The 18,662-nt window shown below is 68.7% G+C and carries 15 protein-coding genes, 1 other RNA gene and 1 pseudogene; 11 read left to right on the forward strand and 6 right to left on the reverse strand.

Features of this window, described 5'->3' with window-relative positions; all coding sequences use genetic code 11:
- Positions 1–4 precede the first annotated feature (4 nt).
- From ACXDF8_RS04990 to ACXDF8_RS05000, 3 genes are read left to right on the forward strand one after another with little or no spacing between them, the layout of a single operon-like run.
- Positions 5–862: a Nif3-like dinuclear metal center hexameric protein gene (locus tag ACXDF8_RS04990; RefSeq protein ID WP_457222147.1), complete on the forward strand. Its 858-nt coding sequence runs from the start codon at positions 5–7 to the stop codon at positions 860–862.
- Complete coding sequence (locus ACXDF8_RS04995; RefSeq protein WP_457222148.1) at positions 852–1,589, forward strand: zinc ribbon domain-containing protein; 738 nt, start codon at positions 852–854, stop codon at positions 1,587–1,589. The genes ACXDF8_RS04990 and ACXDF8_RS04995 overlap by 11 nt, the downstream gene beginning before the upstream one ends.
- Entirely contained in the window at positions 1,586–2,671 is a 1,086-nt protein-coding gene (locus tag ACXDF8_RS05000; protein WP_457222149.1) for a bifunctional RNase H/acid phosphatase, read from the forward strand. The genes ACXDF8_RS04995 and ACXDF8_RS05000 overlap by 4 nt, the downstream gene beginning before the upstream one ends.
- Before the next feature lie 4 nt (positions 2,672–2,675).
- Here ACXDF8_RS05000 and ACXDF8_RS05005 read toward each other — a convergent pair whose 3' ends face one another.
- A complete protein-coding gene (locus ACXDF8_RS05005; RefSeq protein WP_457222150.1) occupies positions 2,676–3,248 on the reverse strand; it encodes a type II toxin-antitoxin system RelB family anti-toxin in 573 nt (190 codons plus the stop codon).
- Between the two features lie 47 nt (positions 3,249–3,295).
- Here ACXDF8_RS05005 and ACXDF8_RS05010 point away from each other — a divergent pair.
- Both ACXDF8_RS05010 and rnpB read left to right on the forward strand, forming a co-directional pair.
- Positions 3,296–3,709: pseudogene (locus ACXDF8_RS05010) on the forward strand (class I SAM-dependent methyltransferase); the annotation flags it as partial.
- Positions 3,710–3,935: 226 nt separating this feature from the next.
- Positions 3,936–4,338: RNase P RNA component class A (gene rnpB, locus ACXDF8_RS05015), an RNA gene on the forward strand.
- Between the two features lie 28 nt (positions 4,339–4,366).
- Here rnpB and ACXDF8_RS05020 read toward each other — a convergent pair.
- Positions 4,367–5,884: a CYTH and CHAD domain-containing protein gene (locus ACXDF8_RS05020; RefSeq protein WP_457222151.1), complete on the reverse strand. Its 1,518-nt coding sequence runs from the start codon at positions 5,882–5,884 to the stop codon at positions 4,367–4,369.
- Between the two features lie 183 nt (positions 5,885–6,067).
- Between ACXDF8_RS05020 and ACXDF8_RS05025 the strand changes: the two genes are divergently transcribed.
- Positions 6,068–7,909: a fatty acyl-AMP ligase gene (locus tag ACXDF8_RS05025; protein WP_457222152.1), complete on the forward strand. Its 1,842-nt coding sequence runs from the start codon at positions 6,068–6,070 to the stop codon at positions 7,907–7,909.
- Positions 7,910–7,920: 11 nt separating this feature from the next.
- Here the strand turns inward: ACXDF8_RS05025 and ACXDF8_RS05030 are convergent, their stop codons facing one another.
- The 3 genes from ACXDF8_RS05030 to ACXDF8_RS05040 are packed head-to-tail and all read right to left on the reverse strand — an operon-like array spanning position 7,921 to position 11,299.
- On the reverse strand, positions 7,921–9,921 hold the full coding sequence (locus tag ACXDF8_RS05030) for a 5-oxoprolinase/urea amidolyase family protein (protein ID WP_457222153.1): 2,001 nt from the start codon (positions 9,919–9,921) through the stop codon (positions 7,921–7,923).
- Positions 9,918–10,550, reverse strand: a complete 633-nt coding sequence (locus tag ACXDF8_RS05035) for an urea amidolyase associated protein UAAP2 (protein ID WP_457222154.1) — start codon at positions 10,548–10,550, stop codon at positions 9,918–9,920. The genes ACXDF8_RS05030 and ACXDF8_RS05035 overlap by 4 nt, the downstream gene beginning before the upstream one ends.
- Complete coding sequence (locus ACXDF8_RS05040) at positions 10,547–11,299, reverse strand: DUF1989 domain-containing protein (protein WP_457222155.1); 753 nt, start codon at positions 11,297–11,299, stop codon at positions 10,547–10,549. The genes ACXDF8_RS05035 and ACXDF8_RS05040 overlap by 4 nt, the downstream gene beginning before the upstream one ends.
- Positions 11,300–11,455: 156 nt before the next feature.
- Here ACXDF8_RS05040 and ACXDF8_RS05045 point away from each other — a divergent pair, with 156 nt between their 5' ends.
- Positions 11,456–12,133 (forward strand): TetR/AcrR family transcriptional regulator, encoded by a 678-nt coding sequence (locus ACXDF8_RS05045; protein WP_457222156.1) that lies wholly within the window; start codon positions 11,456–11,458, stop codon positions 12,131–12,133.
- 10 nt (positions 12,134–12,143) lie between these two features.
- Complete coding sequence (locus tag ACXDF8_RS05050; protein ID WP_457222157.1) at positions 12,144–12,926, forward strand: enoyl-CoA hydratase/isomerase family protein; 783 nt, start codon at positions 12,144–12,146, stop codon at positions 12,924–12,926.
- Here the strand turns inward: ACXDF8_RS05050 and panB are convergent.
- Positions 12,923–13,765, reverse strand: coding sequence for a 3-methyl-2-oxobutanoate hydroxymethyltransferase (panB, locus tag ACXDF8_RS05055; RefSeq protein ID WP_457222158.1), 843 nt, complete (start codon positions 13,763–13,765; stop codon positions 12,923–12,925). The genes ACXDF8_RS05050 and panB overlap by 4 nt on opposite strands.
- A 213-nt stretch (positions 13,766–13,978) precedes the next feature.
- Between panB and ACXDF8_RS05060 the strand changes: the two genes are divergently transcribed.
- From ACXDF8_RS05060 to ACXDF8_RS05070, 3 genes are all read left to right on the forward strand, one after another.
- Complete coding sequence (locus ACXDF8_RS05060; RefSeq protein WP_457222365.1) at positions 13,979–15,373, forward strand: WS/DGAT/MGAT family O-acyltransferase; 1,395 nt, start codon at positions 13,979–13,981, stop codon at positions 15,371–15,373.
- Positions 15,374–15,430: 57 nt separating this feature from the next.
- A complete protein-coding gene (locus ACXDF8_RS05065) occupies positions 15,431–16,972 on the forward strand; it encodes an alpha/beta hydrolase (RefSeq protein ID WP_457222159.1) in 1,542 nt (513 codons plus the stop codon).
- A 123-nt stretch (positions 16,973–17,095) separates the two neighbouring features.
- Entirely contained in the window at positions 17,096–18,628 is a 1,533-nt protein-coding gene (locus tag ACXDF8_RS05070; RefSeq protein WP_457222366.1) for an alpha/beta hydrolase, read from the forward strand.
- Positions 18,629–18,662 lie beyond the last annotated feature (34 nt).

An 18,662-nucleotide genomic window follows, 5' to 3' on the forward strand; every position in this document is an offset into this window, starting at 1 on the left:
GCAGATGACACAGACGGGCGTGACACTCGCTGAGGTGATCGCCGTGCTCGACGCTGCCTACCCGCCCGCGTTGGCGCACAGCTGGGACTCGGTCGGGTTGGTGTGCGGCGACCCGGACGACACCGTCGAGTCGGTGACTGTCGCCGTCGACGCGACCGCCGACGTCGTGGCGACCGTCGGGCCGCGTGCGCTGCTGCTGGCCCACCACCCGCTGCTGTTACGCGGCGTCGACACGGTGGCGGCGAGCACCCCCAAGGGCGCGCTGATCCACCAGCTGATCCGTCGAGGTGCCGCCCTGTTCACCGCCCACACCAACGCCGACGCGGCGAACCCGGGCGTGTCCGATGCGCTGGCAGCCGTCCTGGGGGTGACGGTCGACGGAGTGCTGGAGCCGGCCACCGCCGGACCGGACGTCGGGTCCCCGGCCGCGGGTGTCGGCATCGGCCGCGTCGGCAGCCTGGCCGAGCCGGTCAGCCTCGCAGACTTCGCGGCACACGTGCGCGCCGCGCTGCCAGCGACCACCTGGGGCGTGCGGGCGGCGGGCGATCCCGACGCCTGGGTGTCTCGGGTGGCTGTGTGCGGCGGCGCGGGGGATTCGCTGCTCGCCACTGCCGACAGCGCCGGCGTGGACGTCTACGTGACCGCCGATCTGCGCCACCATCCCGCCGATGAGCATCGGCGAGCCGGCGGGGTGGCGCTGGTCGATGTCGCGCACTGGGCCAGCGAATACCCGTGGTGCGCGCAGGCCGCTGCATTGTTGACCGCGCACTTCGGTGCTGCGCTGCCGGTGGCCGTGTGCCCGCTGCGCACCGACCCCTGGAACATCGATTCCCAACCGCGAGAGGTATTTCGTGAAAGCTGAACTGGCACAGCAACAATCACTTCTGGAGCTGGCCGATCTGGATGCCGAGCTGTCTCGCCTGTCCCATCGGGCGGCGCACCTGCCCGAACAGCAGGAGTACGACCGGGTGCAGGCCGAGCACCGTGCGGCCGGCGACAGGCTGGCCGCACTTGTCATCGCACTCGACGACCTCGACGCGCAGGTGGCGCGGTTCGAGTCCGAGGTCGACGGGGTGCGCCAGCGTGAGGATCGTGACCGCAGCCTGCTGGACTCGGGCACGGTCAGCCCCAAACAGCTCGAGGAGTTGCAGCACGAGCTGCACACCCTCGAGCGCCGGCAGGCCAGCTTGGAGGATTCCCTGCTGGAGGTCATGGAGCGCCGTGAGCAACTCGACCGCGACCGTGCCGCCCGGCAGGCTGACCTCGACGCGCTGCAAGTCGATCTGGCCGCCGCGGCGCAGGCCCGCAACGAGGCGCTCGCCGACGTCGAGCAGGCGCGCGGGCAGTGCATGGCGCGCCGGACCGAGATTGCCGGGGGACTGGATGCGGCGTTGGTGGCGCTCTACGAACGGCAGCGCGCATCCGGTGCCGTCGCCGCAGGCCGGTTGCTGGGCAAGCGCTGCGGCGCGTGCCGCATCGAATTGGATCGCGGTGAGCTGGCACGGATCTCGGCGGCACCCGTCGACGAGGTGGTGCGCTGCCCCGAATGCCAGGCGATCCTGCTGCGGATCGGTGGAGCGGAGAAGTGAAGGTGCGCATCGAGGCCGACGGCGGGTCGCGGGGAAACCCCGGTCCGGCCGGGTACGGCTGTGTCGTCTGGTCGGACGATCACGCCACGGTGCTCGGTGAACGCAAAGCGTCGATCGGCATCGCCACGAACAATGTCGCCGAATACGAGGGACTGATCGCCGGGCTGGAGGAGGCGCGGCGGCTGGGGGCCGACGAGGTCGAGGTGTCGATGGACTCGAAGCTCGTCGTCGAGCAAATGTCCGGGCGATGGAAGGTCAAGCACGCCGCGATGGCCGAACTCCATCAGCAGGCACGCGCCTTGGCATCGACGTTCGCCTCCGTTGCCTATCGGTGGATTCCCCGCGCGCAGAATTCCTACGCCGACCGGCTGGCCAACGAGGCGATGGACCGTGCCGCCGGTTCGGCCGGTGACCCGCCGCCCGAGGCGGTGGCGGTGCCGCCGGCGGCCTGGACCGGCAATCGCGGTGCCCCGACCCGCCTGCTGCTGCTGCGCCACGGCCAGACCGAATTCTCCCGTCAGCGCCGCTATTCCGGTCGCGGCAACCCCGAGCTGACCGATACCGGCCGGCAACAGGCCGAAGCGGCGGCGCGATACCTGGCCAAACAGGGCAGCGGCGTTTCGGCGGTGATCAGTTCCCCGCTGCAACGTGCCTACGACACCGCGGGGGCCGCGGCGGGTGCGCTCGGGCTCGATGTCACCGTCGACGACGATCTGATCGAGACCGACTTCGGTGCGTGGGAGGGCCTGACCTTCGCTGAGGCCAGCGAGCGCGACCCGGACCTGCACGGGAATTGGTTGCGTGACACGAGTTTACGACCTCCGGGCGGGGAGAGCTTCGACGACGTGCAGGAGCGGGTGCGGCGGGTCCGGGATCGGCTGATCGCCGATCATCCCGGCGACACGGTGCTGCTCGTGTCGCACGTGACGCCGATCAAGACGATGTTGCGCCTGGCCCTCGACGCCGGAACGAGCATCCTGCACCGGCTGCATCTGGACCTGGCGTCGCTGAGCGTCGCCGAGTTCTATCCCGACGGCAACGCGTCGGTCCGTCTGGTCAACCAGACGTCCTATCTGGGCTGAGCTGCTACGCCCGCAGGTGCACCCGTTCGCCGTGCGGGCCGAACAGGATGATGGCTTCCACGGGTCCCTCGACCGCGCCGAACCAGTGCGGGGTCCACGTGCTGAACTCCACCGCCTCGCCGGGCTCGATGACGAAGTGCTGCTCGCCGAGGATGAGCTGCAGGCGCCCGGCGAGCACATAGAGCCACTCCTGGCCCTCGTGGGTGGGCAGGTCGGCCGGTGGGGTGCGCCGTCGGGCGCTGATTCGGATCTTGAAGGCCTGCGGTCTGCCCGCGCCGCCATGGCGGGTCAGCGGCCAGTAGGTGACCAGATTGCGGGTGTGCGAGGGAGCTCGCACGCGCGGGTCGGTGGGTGGCGGCGCCTCGAGCAACTCGTCGACGCTGACCGACAGCGCCGCGGCCAGCCGGGGTAGGTGATCCAGCGCCAGCCGGCGCTTGCCCGATTCCAGCCGGCTCAGCGTGGAGACGTCGATACCGGCCCGGGAGGCGACGTCATCCAGGGTCAGCCCGAGCCGGATCCGCAGTTCCCGCAGCCGCCTGCGCACGCGGAGGTCGACATCGTCGGCGTTTGCCTGCATGGCAATCGACATTGCCATCTCTGCTGTGGTCGCGGCAAGCTCGATCCATGGATACCGATCACCACAGCCACTGGGAGACGCGCTACGCGGAGAAGCCGCGAATGTGGAGCGGACGCCCCAACGCCCACCTCGCCGAGATTGTCACGCCGTTGAAAGGTTCGCGCGCATTGGATCTCGGTTGTGGCGAGGGCGGCGACGCCATGTGGCTGGCCGAACATGGTTGGCACGTCGTGGCCGTCGATGTCTCCACCACCGCACTGGCCCGCGCCGCCGAAGACGCAGCGATGCGGGGAGTGTTGGAGCGCATCGACTTTGAGCACCACGACCTGACCCGCAGCCTGCCCGAGGGGCCGTTCGATCTGGTCTCGGCGCACTTCTTTCACACCCCGTTGGAGATGGACCGGCCGGCGATCCTGCGACGGGCGGCGGCTACCGTGGCCCCCGGCGGCACACTGTTGATCGTCGATCACGGCGGTGCCCCACCGTGGGCGCCAGCCGAGGTTCACCACCATGACTTCCCGCCCGCCGAGGGCGTGCTGGCCGGACTGGCGCTGGACGACACCCAGTGGGAGACGGTGCGGCTGGGCCCGGTCGAGCGCGACGCCGTTGGCCCCGACGGCCAGCAGGCCGTCCTCGTCGACAACGTGATCCAGTTGCGGTGCAGATGGGCTACCGTGTTCAGGCGGACGAGTTGGCCGGGCGGCCGCGGCTCACCTGGTGAGCCGAGGAAAGTCCGGACTTCACAGAGCAGGGTGATTGCTAACGGCAATCCGAGGTGACTCGCGGGACAGTGCCACAGAAAACAGACCGCCGCCGGCCTTCGGGCCGGTGGTAAGGGTGAAACGGTGCGGTAAGAGCGCACCAGCATCCCGGGTGACCGGGGTGGCTCGGTAAACCCCACCCGAAGCAAGGCCAAAAGGCCGCACCTGGTGCGGCTGCGCAGGCGCTCGAGGGCTGCTCGCCCGATGCCTGCGGGTAGGCCGCTCGAGGCACCCGGCGACGGTGTGCCCAGATGGATGGTCGCCGCCGCCCTGTCGCGGTCCACCGTGGCGGGGCGGGACAGAATCCGGCTTACAGGCCAACTCGTTCGCCCGCCGGGGCCCGCCCGCCGGGGCCCGTCAGTGGGCCTTGTCGACGCTCTTGCGCAGTGCGCTCAACGCGTCGTCGAGCTGCTCACGGCAGCGGTTGGCCGCGTCGTCCTCGCGCTGATAGAGCAGGCCGTAGGTGAACGTGTCCTCACCGGCCGCCTGCGCGGCGAGTGCCTGCTGACTCAGATGGGTTCGGCTGACCACGCTGTCCTGATGATCGCCCAGCAGGGTCTGGATGGTCTTGGCCCGGTCAGAGACCTTCGGCTCGCCCGTCGCCGCTGCCACATAGCGAAGTCGTTTGGCGCCCTTGCGGATCCGGTGCAGCGCCTCGTCCTTGTCCTCCAGGGGCGCGCGTGACGCCGCCTTGGCGGCCTTGCGTACCCGCCGATAGGCCGAGTCGATGTTGACCGGTGCCTGCGCGGCGACCGATTCCGGCGGCTGCGCGGCCACCAGCGCCTCGAGCCCGTCGAGCAACCGGAAGTACCGCGGTGAGCGCATCGCCTGCAGCGAACGCCGCAGGCCGGCCTGATAGCGGCGGCGTGCCCCCTCGACCAGGCGTTCCCACACCGGGCCGCGGACCAACTCGGCGGGCAGCGCCGTGAGCGCGGCCTCGTAGCGGTCGGCCAGCACCTCGGCGTCGCGTGCCACCCCGAGGACACCGGCCAGCTGGCGCAGCTCGTCGAGGATCCAGGTGTCGTCGGTCAGTCCGAACGCATCCTCCGAGGTTTGCAGCAGGCTGCGGATCTTGCGAGTGGTCACTCGCATCTGATGCACCGAGTCGTAGGTGTCGGCCCGGACCGCGCGATCCCACACCAGCAGCTGTTCGACCTGCTCGGCCACCGCCCGGTGCACTGGGTCGTTCGACGCCTGCGGTTTCTCGGGAGCCCCGGCCGCCGCCATGGCCGAGTCGAGGACCTTGGCCAGTTTCGAGCCGTGGCCCGCCGGCACCGCACCGGCGTCGAGCAATCGGTTGCCGAGCCGCGTGAGCACCTCGGCGGCGTTCTCGACGTCGCCGTCGACCAACTCGAGTTCCCACTCGTGCCAGTTCTGCGCTTCGCCGTCGCTGCCGTCGACCGGGTCGATGGCCCAGGCGCTGACCTCGTCGTCACAGAACTCGGCCAGCTCCGCGCCGCCGGCGGCGTACATCATGACGACGTTGCGGGTCGTGGTGATGCGTGCGACCGGCGTCAGCGGGCGATCCCGCACGATCGCCAGCACGACGTCGGCCAGCTCCTCGGGGACGGCGGTCTCGCTCGTGGCCGCCGACAGCGGCACCCGGACCTCGGTGCGCGCATCCGGGCCGGACGGCAGCTTCAGATGCCAGCCGGCATCGGGTCCGCCGGTGCGGCGCCGGAGGGTGATCCGGTGCCGCGCGAGGTCCCGTGCCGGTGTGTCGAAGTACACGGCATCCAGTGACTGTGATGCCTGCCGCTCCACGCGGGCCACGAACGAGAGGCCCTCGAAGGACGGGAATACTGTCTCGGCAGGCACGTCGAACTTGCGCTCCACCTCGAGATGGCGGTTGGTACCTGCAGCTCTTGGACCCATCTTCACCTTCGCTCGCGACGAACACCTGCAGTGCGCTACTGAGGCCAGGGTGTCACATCCCAGTGAACACGGCCCGGACGCCGGCAGCAGCGGGATCAGGGGCGGCAACCGAAAGATCCACGACTTCGCGCCACGCCCACCCCGCAGCAGTGCGTAGGCGCCTTTAGCTCTTAAGATCTTCTTATGGGTCGTGGAACGCTTGCCGCCGCTGGTCAGGGTGCCCGGCTGAAACTTGAGGATTATCTCGACACCGACGGCAACATCGCGCTGCCGTCCGACGTCACCATCACCCGGTTCCTGGACCACAACGTCGCCGAGCTGGGTGACACCCCTGCCTACCGTTACCTGGACTACGACCACGACCCCTCTGGCCGGCCCATCGAGTTGACCTGGGACCAGCTGGGCAAGCGGCTGCGCGCGGTCGGCGCCCGGCTGCAGCAGATCACCCAGCCCGGTGATCGGGTCGCGATCCTGGCGCCGCAGGGCCTCGACTACGTGGTGGGCTTCTTCGCCGCGATCCAGGCCGGCAACATCGCCGTCCCACTGTTCGCGCCCGAATTGCCCGGCCACGCCGAGCGCCTGGACGCGGTCCTCTCCGATGCGCTGCCCTCGACGGTGCTCACCACCACGTCCGCCGCCGCGGAGGTGCAGGCCTTCATGCGCAAGCTGCCCCGCACCCGCCGGCCCCGGGTGATCGCCATCGACGCGGTGCCCGAGTCGGTCGGCGAGACGTTCACCCCCTCGGCCCTCGACGGAAACAGCATCGCCTACCTGCAGTACACGTCGGGATCGACCCGCACTCCCGCCGGTGTGGAGATCACCCATCGTGCGGTCTGCACCAACGTCGTGCAGATGATCATCTCGGTCGGGCTGGACTGGGACGTCGCCAGCATCAGCTGGCTGCCCCTGTTCCACGATATGGGCCTGCTGATGATCATGTTCCCGGCGCTGTTCGGAGCTCACCTGACCCTGATGTCGCCGACCGCCTTCGTGCGCAGACCGCACCGTTGGATCAAGGAACTGGCGGCCGAGGCCAAACGTGGCCGGACGTTCGCCGCCGCACCGAACTTCGCCTTCGAGCTCGCCGCCCAGCGCGGCTTGCCGCCGCAGGGCGAGGACATCGACCTGAGCAACGTGGCGGGGCTCATCAACGGCTCCGAGCCGGTGAACATCAACTCCATCAACAAGTTCAACGAGGTGTTCGGCGCCTTCGGCCTGTCGCCCAACGCGGTCAAGCCGTCCTACGGAATGGCCGAGGCCACCCTGTTCGTGTCCACCATCGGTGCCGAAGACCGCGCCACCGCAACTTATCTCGACCGCGTGGAGCTCGGTCTGGGCCGGGCTGTGCGGGTCGATCCGGATGCCCCCAACGCCGTTCCGCACGTGTCGGTCGGCCACATCGCGCGCAGCCAGTGGGCCGTCATCGTCGACCCTGCCTCCGAGGCTGAACTGCCCGACGGCTACGTCGGCGAAATCTGGCTGCACGGCGAGAACATCGGCCGCGGGTACTGGGGCCGTGACCGCGAGACCGAGCGATCGTTCCGCAACAAGTTGCAGGTGCGCCTCGAACACGGCAGCCACGCCGAGATGGCTCCGGCCGACGGCACTTGGTTCCGTACCGGCGACATGGGCGTCTACCTAGACGGCGAGCTCTTCATCACCGGTCGGATCAAGGACATGGTGATCGTCGACGGCCGCAACCACTACCCGCAAGACATCGAGGCCACCGTCGCCGAGGCCTCGCCGGCCGTGCGGGCCGGCTTCGTAGCGGCGTTCTCCGTGCCGGCCGACGATGCGCCGGGGGAGCGGCTGGTAGTGGTCGCCGAGCGCGCACCCGGCTGGGGCAAAGCCGAACCGGAACCGATTCTCGAAGCGATCCGCGCGGCCGTCTCGCGGCGCCATGCCCTGCCGGTGGCCGACGTCAGACTGGTTGCCGCCGGAGCGATCCCGCGCACCACGAGCGGTAAACTCGCCCGTCGCGCCTGTCGTGCCGAGTACCTGTCCGGGGAACTGGGCGAGCGCTAGCGGCGGGTGGCTCAGCTGGCCAGCTGACCGGCGAACTCCCCGGCTCGGTCCCAGGCGTTGCGCTCGGCCGCGAACGCCTCGGCCTGCTGAGCCCGGAACTCGGCGATGTCGCCGGCGTTGGCGGCCAGGAAGTGCTGATAGTCGGCCATCGAGAACTTCCCGTCGACGATCTGCACGTCGCCGCGCCCGGCGGCCATGTCCGAGCGCAGGTCCAGCAGCTCCTCGGCGCTGACCGGATAGAAGTTGATCCGATCGAAATACCTTAGCAGCCAAGGGGTTCCGGGCTCGAAGGACTGCGAGTCCGCCGGGTGGCGGTGATTCCAGACCTGGGTGGTGCGGCCGACGAACTGGTAACCGCCGGGACCTTCCATGCCGTAGATGCACAGGTAGGCACCGCCGATCCCGACGGCGTTCTCCGGGGTCCAGGTGCGGGCCGGGTTGTACTTGGTGGTGACCAGCCGGTGGCGGGGATCCAGCGGGGTGGCCACCGGTGCACCCAGGTAGACGTCACCGAGCCCGAGCACCAGATACTGTGCGTCATAGACGATGTCGTGCACACCCTGCACATCGGCGAGACCGTTGATCCGGCGGATGAACTCGATGTTCCACGGGCACCACGGGGCGTCAGAGCGCACGCCATGGATGTAGCGCTGGATCGCCTCGTGGGTGGAGGGATCGTCCCAGGACAGCGGCAGGCGCACCGTGCGGCTGGGGACCACCAGTTCGGCGGTGCCGGGCAGCGTCTCCTCGGTACGGGCCAGCAGATCGACCAGTTCGGCCATGCTCAGCACGGCCGGGTCGAACTGCACCTGCAGCGAGCGCACCCCGGGGGTGAGCTCGTTGACCCCGGGAACTCGGCTGGACAGCAGGGACTCGTAGAGCACGTGCACCCGCGCGCGCATGGCGAGGTCGAGCACCATGGCGCCGTATTCGACCAGCACGCCGCCGTCTCCGGCGCGGCGCACGGTGACCTCGGTGCCGTCGGATCCCGCGAACCTCGTCAACACCCCGTCGTCGGCATCACTGGAGGTCGAGATGACCAGCGGTATCGACGCCCGCCGGTCGGCGTCGATGCTGCCCAGCGACGGTGCCCGGTCGGCGCGCACCGGAACGAACCGCACGCTGTCACCGGGGGCCATCTGCCCGAGCTTCCACCGGTCGCCGCGCACCACGGTGACCGGGCAGACGAAGCCGCCGAGGCTCGGTCCGTCCGGCCCCAGCAGGATGGGGGTGTCGCCGGTGAAATCCAAGGCGCCGACGCAGTAGGCGTTGTCGTGAATGTTGGACGGATGCAGGCCCGCTTCGCCGCCGTCGGCCCTGGCCCACTGCGGCTTCGGTCCGACCAGGCGCACACCGGTGCGGTCGGAATTGAAGTGCACGGTGTAGTCGGTGCCGACGATGGTCTCGATGTCGGCGCGGGTGAAGAACTCCGGTGCCCCGTGCGGACCCTCGGTGACCGCTACCTCCCAACGGTGACCGATGGCGGGTTGTTCGTCGATCGCCGCCCGCGCCGGCCGAGCGGAGGCCGCACCGGGGTCGGCGGCCGTGGTCAACAGGTCACCGGCGCGAAGCCCGCGGCCCTCGTGTCCTCCGAAGCAACCCATGGTGAATGTCGCTGCGCTGCCCAGATATTCGGGCTCGACCAACCCGCCGGCCAGCAGGATGTAGCAGCGCATCCCCGGACCGTCGACAAAGCCGACGTCGAGGACCCCGCCGCTGGGGATGGTCACCGACTGCCATTGCGCCACCGGCGCCCCGTCGACGGTCACCGGGGCCGGGGCGCCGGCGACACAGACCCGGCCGCCGTCGGGAAACCGCAGCGCGGGACCGGCTTTGGTGCACTCCAGGCCCGCAACACCTTCTGGGTTGCCCAGTACCCGGTTCCCGATCCGGAACGACAGGTCGTCCATGGGCCCCGACGGCGAGACGCCGACATGCCAGTAACCGACCCGGCCGGGCCAGTCCTGCACCGTGGTCAGCATTCCCGGCCGGACCACTTCGATGGTGCTCATGCGCCGGAGATCACCATCCGCACGGGTGTCGGGTCGAACCCGTTGCAGGGGTTGTTGATCTGCGGGCAGTTCGACACCAGAACCAGGGTGTCTGTCTGGGCCTGCAATGTCAGCGACTTGCCCGGCGCGGACAGGCCGTCGACGATGCCCAGCGTGCCGTCGGCCTCGATGGGCACGTTCATGAAGAAGTTCACGTTGGAGACGATGTCGCGCTTACCCATTCCCCATTTGGCCGCCTCGGCCAGGAAGTTCTCCGCGCACGCGTGCTGGTGGACCGTGTGATGGCCGTAGCGCAGCGTGTTGGACTCCTTGGAGCAGGCACCGGCGATGGTGTCGTGGTTGCCCACCTCGTCGGCGACGATCCGCACCAGCGGCCTGCCGTCGTCGGCACGCAGCACCGAGCCGGTGGTCAGGAAGATATTGCGCTGCGAGGCGATGGTGGCCTGCGCGCTGTAGCGCCCCGCCGGGTCCACCGCCTCGCCGGTAACGGCGTAGAACAACGTGTCCACCGCCTGGTTGCCGTGCAGGTCGATGATCTGCAGGGACTGACCGGCTCGCAAGATCGCCGACCACGGTGAGCGGGCCGCGACGACCTCGTCGGAGATCACGGCCGTAAGTGCAGATGTCATCGCGGTGCCTCGCTGGATTGTGCTGCGGCCCAGGTCGCTTCGGTGTTGAACAGGGCCCTGAAATACTCCGGGTCGTCGTTGACGGGGTAGGTGAGTTCGTCGTCGGCGCGCCAGGCCACGATGTCGAGCTCGGTGACGGCGGGTTGCGGGTCGAGGGGGTGGGCGGTGTTCACCACTGCGACGATTACCGGCAGGTGGATCAACAAGTCGATCGCCGCACCCGGTCCGGCGGAACCGGTGTAGGTCAGTGCTCCGGTGTCCTCGACGCGCACTCCCTTGAGGAGCGCTGCCGACGGCGCCACGTCGCGGACGTCCATCCCGTGCTTCATCGCCGCCAACAACATCTGCTGGCGGCCCGCCGCGGGCAGCCCGCACAACATGTCGTGCTGGCCGGAGCTGTCGGCGACGATCGTCGCGAGCAGGCGGCCCTGGTCCGACAGCAGTGGGTGGCCCACCCCCAGGTAGGCCTGCCAGGGGACCTTCATGGTGTCGGCGACGTTGAGCCGCTCCCATGAGGCGTCGGCGCGGAACAGCAACAGGTGCGCGCAGGCCCCGCCGTCCGGGTCGGAGAACCGAACTCGGGTCCCGCGACCCAGCACCCGAGTGGTGTAAGACTCGGCGGGCACCGATTCCGCCCAGGCCAGCCGCGAACCGTCGACACCGTCCGGAAGGGCCGGTATCCGCATGGTCGCGGCACTGGCCTGAGACCGGGCGTGCGAGCGGGCGCCATCGGTGGACGCGGTGGTCATCGTGTCACTCCTGTCCGGGCCTGAGCCCGATTAACTGTCAAGTGAAAGTTTTCCCAGGCGTCGTTCCCGCCGGATGTCGCCGGTGTAACGACTGGGTTGACTGTATTTCTATCAAATGACAGTTATTGACGCTGGGTGAGAATGCGACAATGCCGTATGCGCAGCGACGGACGAGGTCGTCCGCGGCTGGAACAATCCCGCCGACCGGGCAACACGGCGCGTGAGGAGATCCTCGACGCCGCCGCCGAACTGTTCACCACGATCGGCTACGCCGGCACCTCCACCCGGCGCATCGCCGACGCCGTGGGGATGCGGCAGGCCTCGCTCTACCACCATTTCGCCACCAAGGACGACCTCCTCGACGCGTTGCTGGCCGGGACCGTCGAAGAGGCGAGGCGGCTGGCGGGTGAGTTGATCGCGGGGCCCGGCCCCGCAGCCCCCCGGCTGCACGCCCTAGTGGTCGGGGACTGCACGCAGTTGTGCGCCAGCCGGTGGAATCTCGGTGCGCTGTACCTGTTGCCCGAGCTGCGAGTGGATCGCTTCGCCCGGTTCCGGGCCGACCGGGAGGATCTGCGCAGCCGCTACCGCACGCTGGCTCAGCAGGTCGTCGCCGAGTCCGGTGGTCACAGTGAGGCCGACGATCTGCCGTTCCGGCTGGTGGAATCGGTGATCAACCGCCGGTCCGACGACGGGTCCTGCCCGCCGCAGACGCCAGGCATCATCGCCGACGCCGCCCTGCGGATCCTGGGTTGGCAGGGCGACTTCGCCGGCCTGCGCCGCCGCAGCGACGAGCTGCTGGACACCGCGCGCAGGGATCTGGCGGTCACCGGCTAACGTTCCGCGGGTGAGCGACTACCAGACCCTGTCCTTCGAACAGAGCGCTGCCATCACGCGGATCGTGCTGAATCGGCCCGAGGCGGCCAACGGCATGAACGACGTCATGACCCGCGAACTTGCCGACGCCGCGGCGCGTTGCGACGTCCCCGGGACCAAGGTCGTCGTGCTGACCGGTGCCGGCCGGTTCTTCTGCGCAGGCGGCGATCTCAAGGCGATGGCTGCCTCTCCGCTGGGGGCCGGCCGCTTCGTCAAGGGCATTGCCGACGACCTGCACCGCGCCATCTCGACGTTCGCGCGGATGGACGCGGTGCTGATCACCGCGGTCAATGGCGTCGCGGCGGGGGCGGGCTTCAGCCTGGCGGTGGCCGGTGATCTGGTGCTGGCCGCCGACACCGCCTCGTTCACCATGGCCTACACCAAGGCCGGGCTGAGTCCGGACGGTAGCTCGTCGTACTACCTGCCGCGGCTCATCGGCGTGCGACGCGCCCAGGAACTGATGCTGACCAACCGCACCCTGTCGGCGGCCGAAGCTGCCGAGTGGGGGCTGGTCACCGCCGTGGTTGCCGCGGGCGACCTCGATGATCGCGTCCAGCAACTCGCCGCTCAGATGGCTTCTGGGGCAAGGGGTTCGGGCAGTGCGGTGAAGAAGCTGCTGCTGGCCTCGTTCGGCAACGGGCTCGAGGAACAGATGGAGATGGAGGCCGACCTGATCGCGGCGTGCGCGGACAGCACCGACGGTCGCGAGGGGATCGACGCCTTCATCAACAAGCGCGCGCCCGAGTACGGCTAGAAGCTGTGCTCCTCGGCCGGGAACGTGCCGGTCGCTACCTCTTCGGCGTATTGCGTTGCCGCCCGGCGTAATTCGCCGCCGACGTCACCGAAGCGCTTGACGAACTTGGCGGTCTTGCCGGTGGTGAGCCCGGCCATGTCCTGCCAGACCAGCACCTGTGCGTCGCAGTTCGGTCCCGCGCCGATACCGATAGTGGGGATTGTCAGCTTGCCGGTGATCTGGGTGGCCAGTTCGGCGGGCACCATCTCCATGACGACGGCAATGGCTCCGGCCTCCTGAACGGCGATGGCGTCGTGGATGGTCTGCTCGGCGGCGTCGCCGCGGCCCTGCACCCGGAATCCGCCGAGCCCGTTGACGCTCTGCGGGGTGAACCCGATGTGGGCCACCACCGGGACGCCTGCGGCGCTGAGGGTCGCGATCTGCTCGGCGACCCGCTCGCCGCCCTCGAGCTTGACCGCGTGCGCGCCGGTCTCCTTCATGAACCGGGTTGCGGTGCGCAGCGCTTGCTTGGGCCCTTCTTCGTAGGTTCCGAACGGCAGATCGGCGACCACGAGCGCGTGTTCGGCACCGCGAACAACTCCGCGAACCAGCGGAATCAGCTCGTCGACCGAGATCGGCACGGTGGTGTCGTAGCCGTAGACCACGTTTGCGGCGGAGTCGCCGACCAGCAGAACCGGGATTCCCGCCTCGTCGAACGCGCGGGCGGTGGAGTAGTCGTAGACCGTGAGCATCGCCCACTTGTGGCCTTCGGACTTCCACTTCAACAGGTGATGGGTACGGACCTTGGTGCGCGAAACAGGCGGCACGCTGCCGCCACCATAGACAGTCTGCTCAGACATCGATGTCCTCAGTGATCGTCTTTGTCGATCCTCGTGGCCCATCCGGGTCCCCGGGTTCGGTTGACGTCCTTCAGTCTGCCACCGGCAGGTGGCAAAGGTGAACAGGCGGTGAAGTGGACTTTCTCACACCGTCGTCAGGGAGTCGCGGCAACGTTCGCCATTTGCCACTAGCCCCATCACTGGCGACATACGATCGGCGGCATGGTGCAACACCTGCAGCGGCTCAGCGGACTCGACGCCAGCTTCCTTTATCTCGAAACCCCTTCACAGCCATTGCATGTGTGCTCGATCCTCGAACTCGACGCCTCCACGATCCCGGGTGGTTACACCTTCGATCGGCTCCGGGACGAAATGGTGTTGCGGGTCAAGGCAATTCCGAGTTTCCGGGAGAAGCTGGCCAACAGCTTCCTGAACCTCGACCACCCGGTCTGGGTGGAGGACGAAGACTTCGACATCGACCGTCATCTGCACCGAATCGGCCTGCCCGCACCTGGCGGGCGGATGGAACTGGGGGAGATCTGCGGGCATCTGGCGTCTCTCCCGCTGGACCGGCGCTATCCGCTGTGGGAGACCTGGGTCATCGAGGGTGTCGACGGCACCGATGCCCGCGCCGGCGGCCGGCTGGCGGTGCTGACCAAGGTGCACCATGCCGCCGTCGACGGGGTGACCGGTGCGAACCTGATGTCACAGCTGTGCAGCACCGAACCCGACGCGCCGGCGCCGGACCCGGTCGAAGGGCACGGCGACACCAATCAATTGCGGATCGCGCTCGGCGGGCTGGGCCGGTTCGCCACCCGGCCGGTGCACCTGGCCACCAAGGTGTTGCCCGCGACCGTCAGCACCGTCGTCGACACCGTTGCGCGCGCGGTCGGCGGACGCGCGATGGCCGCGCCGTTCGCCGCGCCGCAGACGCGGTTCAACGCCAGCATCACCGCCCACCGCAACGTCGCCTTCGCAGAACTCGACTTCGAGGACATCAAGACCGTCAAAAACCACTTCGGGGTGAAGGTCAACGACGTCGTCATGGCCTTGGTCTCCGGGGTGCTGCGGCAGTTCCTGCTCGATCGCGGCGAACTGCCGGAATCCTCGCTCGTGGCGATGGTCCCGGTGTCGGTGCACGATCGATCGGACCGGCCGGGGCGCAACCAGGTCTCGGGCATGTTCTCCAGGCTGGAAACCCAGATCGAGGATCCGGCGGAACGCCTGTCGGCCATTGCCGAGGCGAACTTCACCGCCAAGGAACACAGCTCGGCGATCGGAGCGACCTTGCTGCAGGACTGGAGCCAGTTCGCCGGGCCCGCGGTCTTCGGCATTGCCATGCGGGTGTACGCCCGGAGCCGGCTTACCGAGGCGCGGCCGGTGCACAACCTGGTCGTCTCCAATGTGCCCGGCCCACAGATACCGCTTTACTTCCTGGGCGCCGAGGTCTCCGCGATGTATCCGCTCGGACCGATCTTCCACGGCTCCGGATTGAACATCACCGTGATGTCGTTGAACGGCAAGCTCGACGTCGGGCTCATCGCCTGCCCCGAGCTGTTACCCGACCTGTGGGATCTGGCCGACGATTTCGCCGTCGGCATGAAGGAACTGCTCGACGCGGTCAATTGAGCACGTCGGCGGGTCGGTGCGGCGGCCGAACCCGCCGAGCATGGCAGCATGTTTGCCATGAGGCTCTACCAACGACCGCGCGCTGTCCGCACCGCCCTGGTGCTCCCTGCCGTGGCCGCACTCGTCGCGAGCGCCGGCTGCAGCACCATGGTGGCGGGGAAGGCCACGATCGCCGGGCCGCAGATTGGGCAGCCGGTGCAATGGGGGCCGTGCCGTGTCGGTGGTGGTGGTGGCAACGCCCTGCCGATTCCGGCTGGGGCGGAGTGCGGCAAGATCGCCGTTCCGGTCGACTACGCCAAGCCCGACGGCGATGTCGCGACGCTGGCCCTGATCCGTTTCCCGGCCACCGGGGACAAGATCGGCTCGCTGATCATCAATCCGGGTGGTCCGGGGGAGTCGGGCATCGAGGCCGCGGCCAGCATCGTTGAGAACCTGCCCGCCGAGGTGCGCCAGCGGTTCGACATGGTCGGCTTCGACCCGCGCGGGGTGGCGGCATCCACGCCGGCACTGTGGTGCAATTCCGACGCCGACAACGACCGCATCCGGGCCGACCCGCAGGTCGACTACAGTCCCAAGGGCGTCGAGCACATCGAGAACGAGACCAAGGCCTTTGTCCAGCGCTGTGTCGACAAGATGGGCAAGGAATTCCTGGCCAACGTCGGCACCGCCAGTGTCGTCAAGGACATGGACACGCTGCGCGCGGCGGTCGGTGACGACAAGCTGACCTATCTGGGCTACTCCTATGGCACCCGGATCGGTTCGGCGTACGCCGAGGCCTACCCGGACAAGGTGCGGGCGATGATCCTCGACGGTGCCGTCGACCCCGACGCCGACCCGATCCAGGCCGATATCGACCAGGCCGCGGCGTTCCAGCAGGCGTTCAACGATTACGCGGCCGACTGTGCCAAGGACCCGACCTGCCCGCTGGGCACCGACCCGGCCAAGGCCGTCGACGTCTACCGCAGTCTGGTCGACCCGCTGGTGGACAAACCGCTGCCGACGGCCGACCCGCGCGGGCTGGGCTACAGCGACGCGATCATTGGCACGATCATGGCGCTCTACTCGCCGAACCTGTGGCGGCACCTGACGCAGGGGCTCACCGAGATGGTCAACGGCCGCGGCGACACCATGCTGGCGCTGGCCGACATGTACATGCGTCGGGACGCGCAGGGGCATTACACCAACGCCACCGACGCCCGCATCGCCATCAACTGCGTCGACCAGCCGGCGATCACCGACCGGCAAAAGGTGATCGACGAAGACCGCAGGATGCGTCAGGCCGCACCCTTCATGAGCTACGGCGAATTCACCGGGCACGCCCCGCTGAGCACGTGCGCCTTCTGGCCCGTTCCGCCGACCAGCGAACAGCATTCCGCCTCCGCTCCGGGCCTGCCGCCGGTGCTGGTGGTATCCACCACCAACGACCCGGCGACTCCGTACCAGGCGGGTGTCGATCTGGCCAAGCAGCTGGGCGGATCGTTGCTGACGTTCAACGGAACTCAGCACACCGTGGTCTTCCAGGGCAACGCCTGCGTGGACAACTACGCCGCGGCCTACCTGGTCGACCTGAAGCTGCCGCCGCCCGGCGCGACTTGCTGAGCCGCAAACACCGCACGACACAACGGATTTACGGCGTCGTCAACAATCTTTACCAGGATGGTTCGCATCTGAGATCGAGGCGTGACCGCCTCGCCGCCACACCTGCGGCCGACTCGTGCGACGATGGCAGCCATGGGACGCACGAGTCGGACCGGCTCGGCGCTCTTGATCTGCACCGTGCTGGCGGTCGGTGGCACGGCCCCGGCGGCCGCTGCCACCGGGGAAACAGGCGGTGGTCAGGCGACGGCGCCTCAGGTCACGTGGAAGGGCTGTCAGCAATTCCTCGGTGACGCCGCCAAGGACCTTCCCACGGCGCGTTGCACGACCGTCCCGGTTCCGATCGACGACGCGGATCCGGCTGGCGCGCAAGCGCAATTGGCCGTCATCAAGGTGCCTGCCAGTGGTGAACGCATCGGTTCACTGTTCATCAACCCCGGCGGCCCGGGAGCCTCGGCGGTGGATGCCGCCGCCGCGATGGGCTATGCGCTCGAGGGCAGCCCGATCAACGAGCACTTCGACCTGGTCGGGTTCGACCCGCGCGGGGTGGGCTACTCGACGCCGCAGCTGCGGTGCCGTACCGACGCAGAGTTCGACGCGTGGCGGCGCGACCCGATGGTCGACTACAGCCCGGCCGGCGTCGACGCGATCGAGCAGATCTACCGCGACTACACCAAGGAATGCGCCGACAAGCTGGGCACGGCATTTCTGGCCGGAGTCGGGACCGACTCGGCGGCAAAGGATATGGACACCGTCCGCCAGGTGCTCGGCGACGACCGGATCAACTACCTCGGGTTCAGCTACGGTACCGAGCTCGGTGCCACCTACCTGGAGAAGTTCCCGGACCGGGTGCGCGCGATGGTGCTCGACGGTGCCATCGACCCGACCGAGGACACTACGCAGTCGATCATCGAGCAGATGACCGGCTTCCAGGTGGTGTTCAACGACTACGCCGCCGACTGCGCGAAATCGCCGCAGTGCCCGCTGGGTACCGACCCGGCGCAGTGGGTGAACCGCTTCCATGAACTGGTCGACCCGCTCGCGACTACGCCGGGTCGCACCTCTGATCCGCGGGGCCTGAGCTACCAGGACGCGATCACCGGCACGTTCAACGCCCTCTATGCCCCGCAGTACTGGAAGTTCCTCACCAGCGGGCTGTTGGGCCTGCAGCGCCAGACCGACGCCGGCGATCTGCTGCTGCTCGCCGACGAATACGAGGGGCGTGACCCCTACGGCCACTACAGCAACGGCCAGGACGCCTTCAACGCGATCCGGTGCGTCGACAACCCGACACCCACCGACCCGGCGGTGTGGGCCGACATCGACCGACGGACCCGGGAGAGCGCGCCGTTCCAGTCCTACGGGCAATTCACCGGATTCGCGCCCCGCGACATCTGCGCGTTCTGGCCGGTGCCGCCGACGTCGGCGCCGCACGCCGCGCCGCCCGCGCCGCCCGGCAGTGTCGTGGTGGTGTCCACCACCCACGACCCGGCCACCCCGTACGAAGCGGGCGTCAACCTGGCCCGCCAGCTCGGCGCACCGTTGATCACCTATGACGGCAACCAGCACACGGCGGTGTTCAACGGCGACGAATGTGTCGATTCCGCGGTCGTGAAGTTCTTCGTCGACGGGGTCGTGCCGGGCAACCTGCAGTGCTGACCGCCAGGCGCAGCAGTCCTGTAACACGGAATTA

The sequence above is a fragment of the Mycolicibacterium sp. CBM1 genome, from assembly GCF_054073305.1.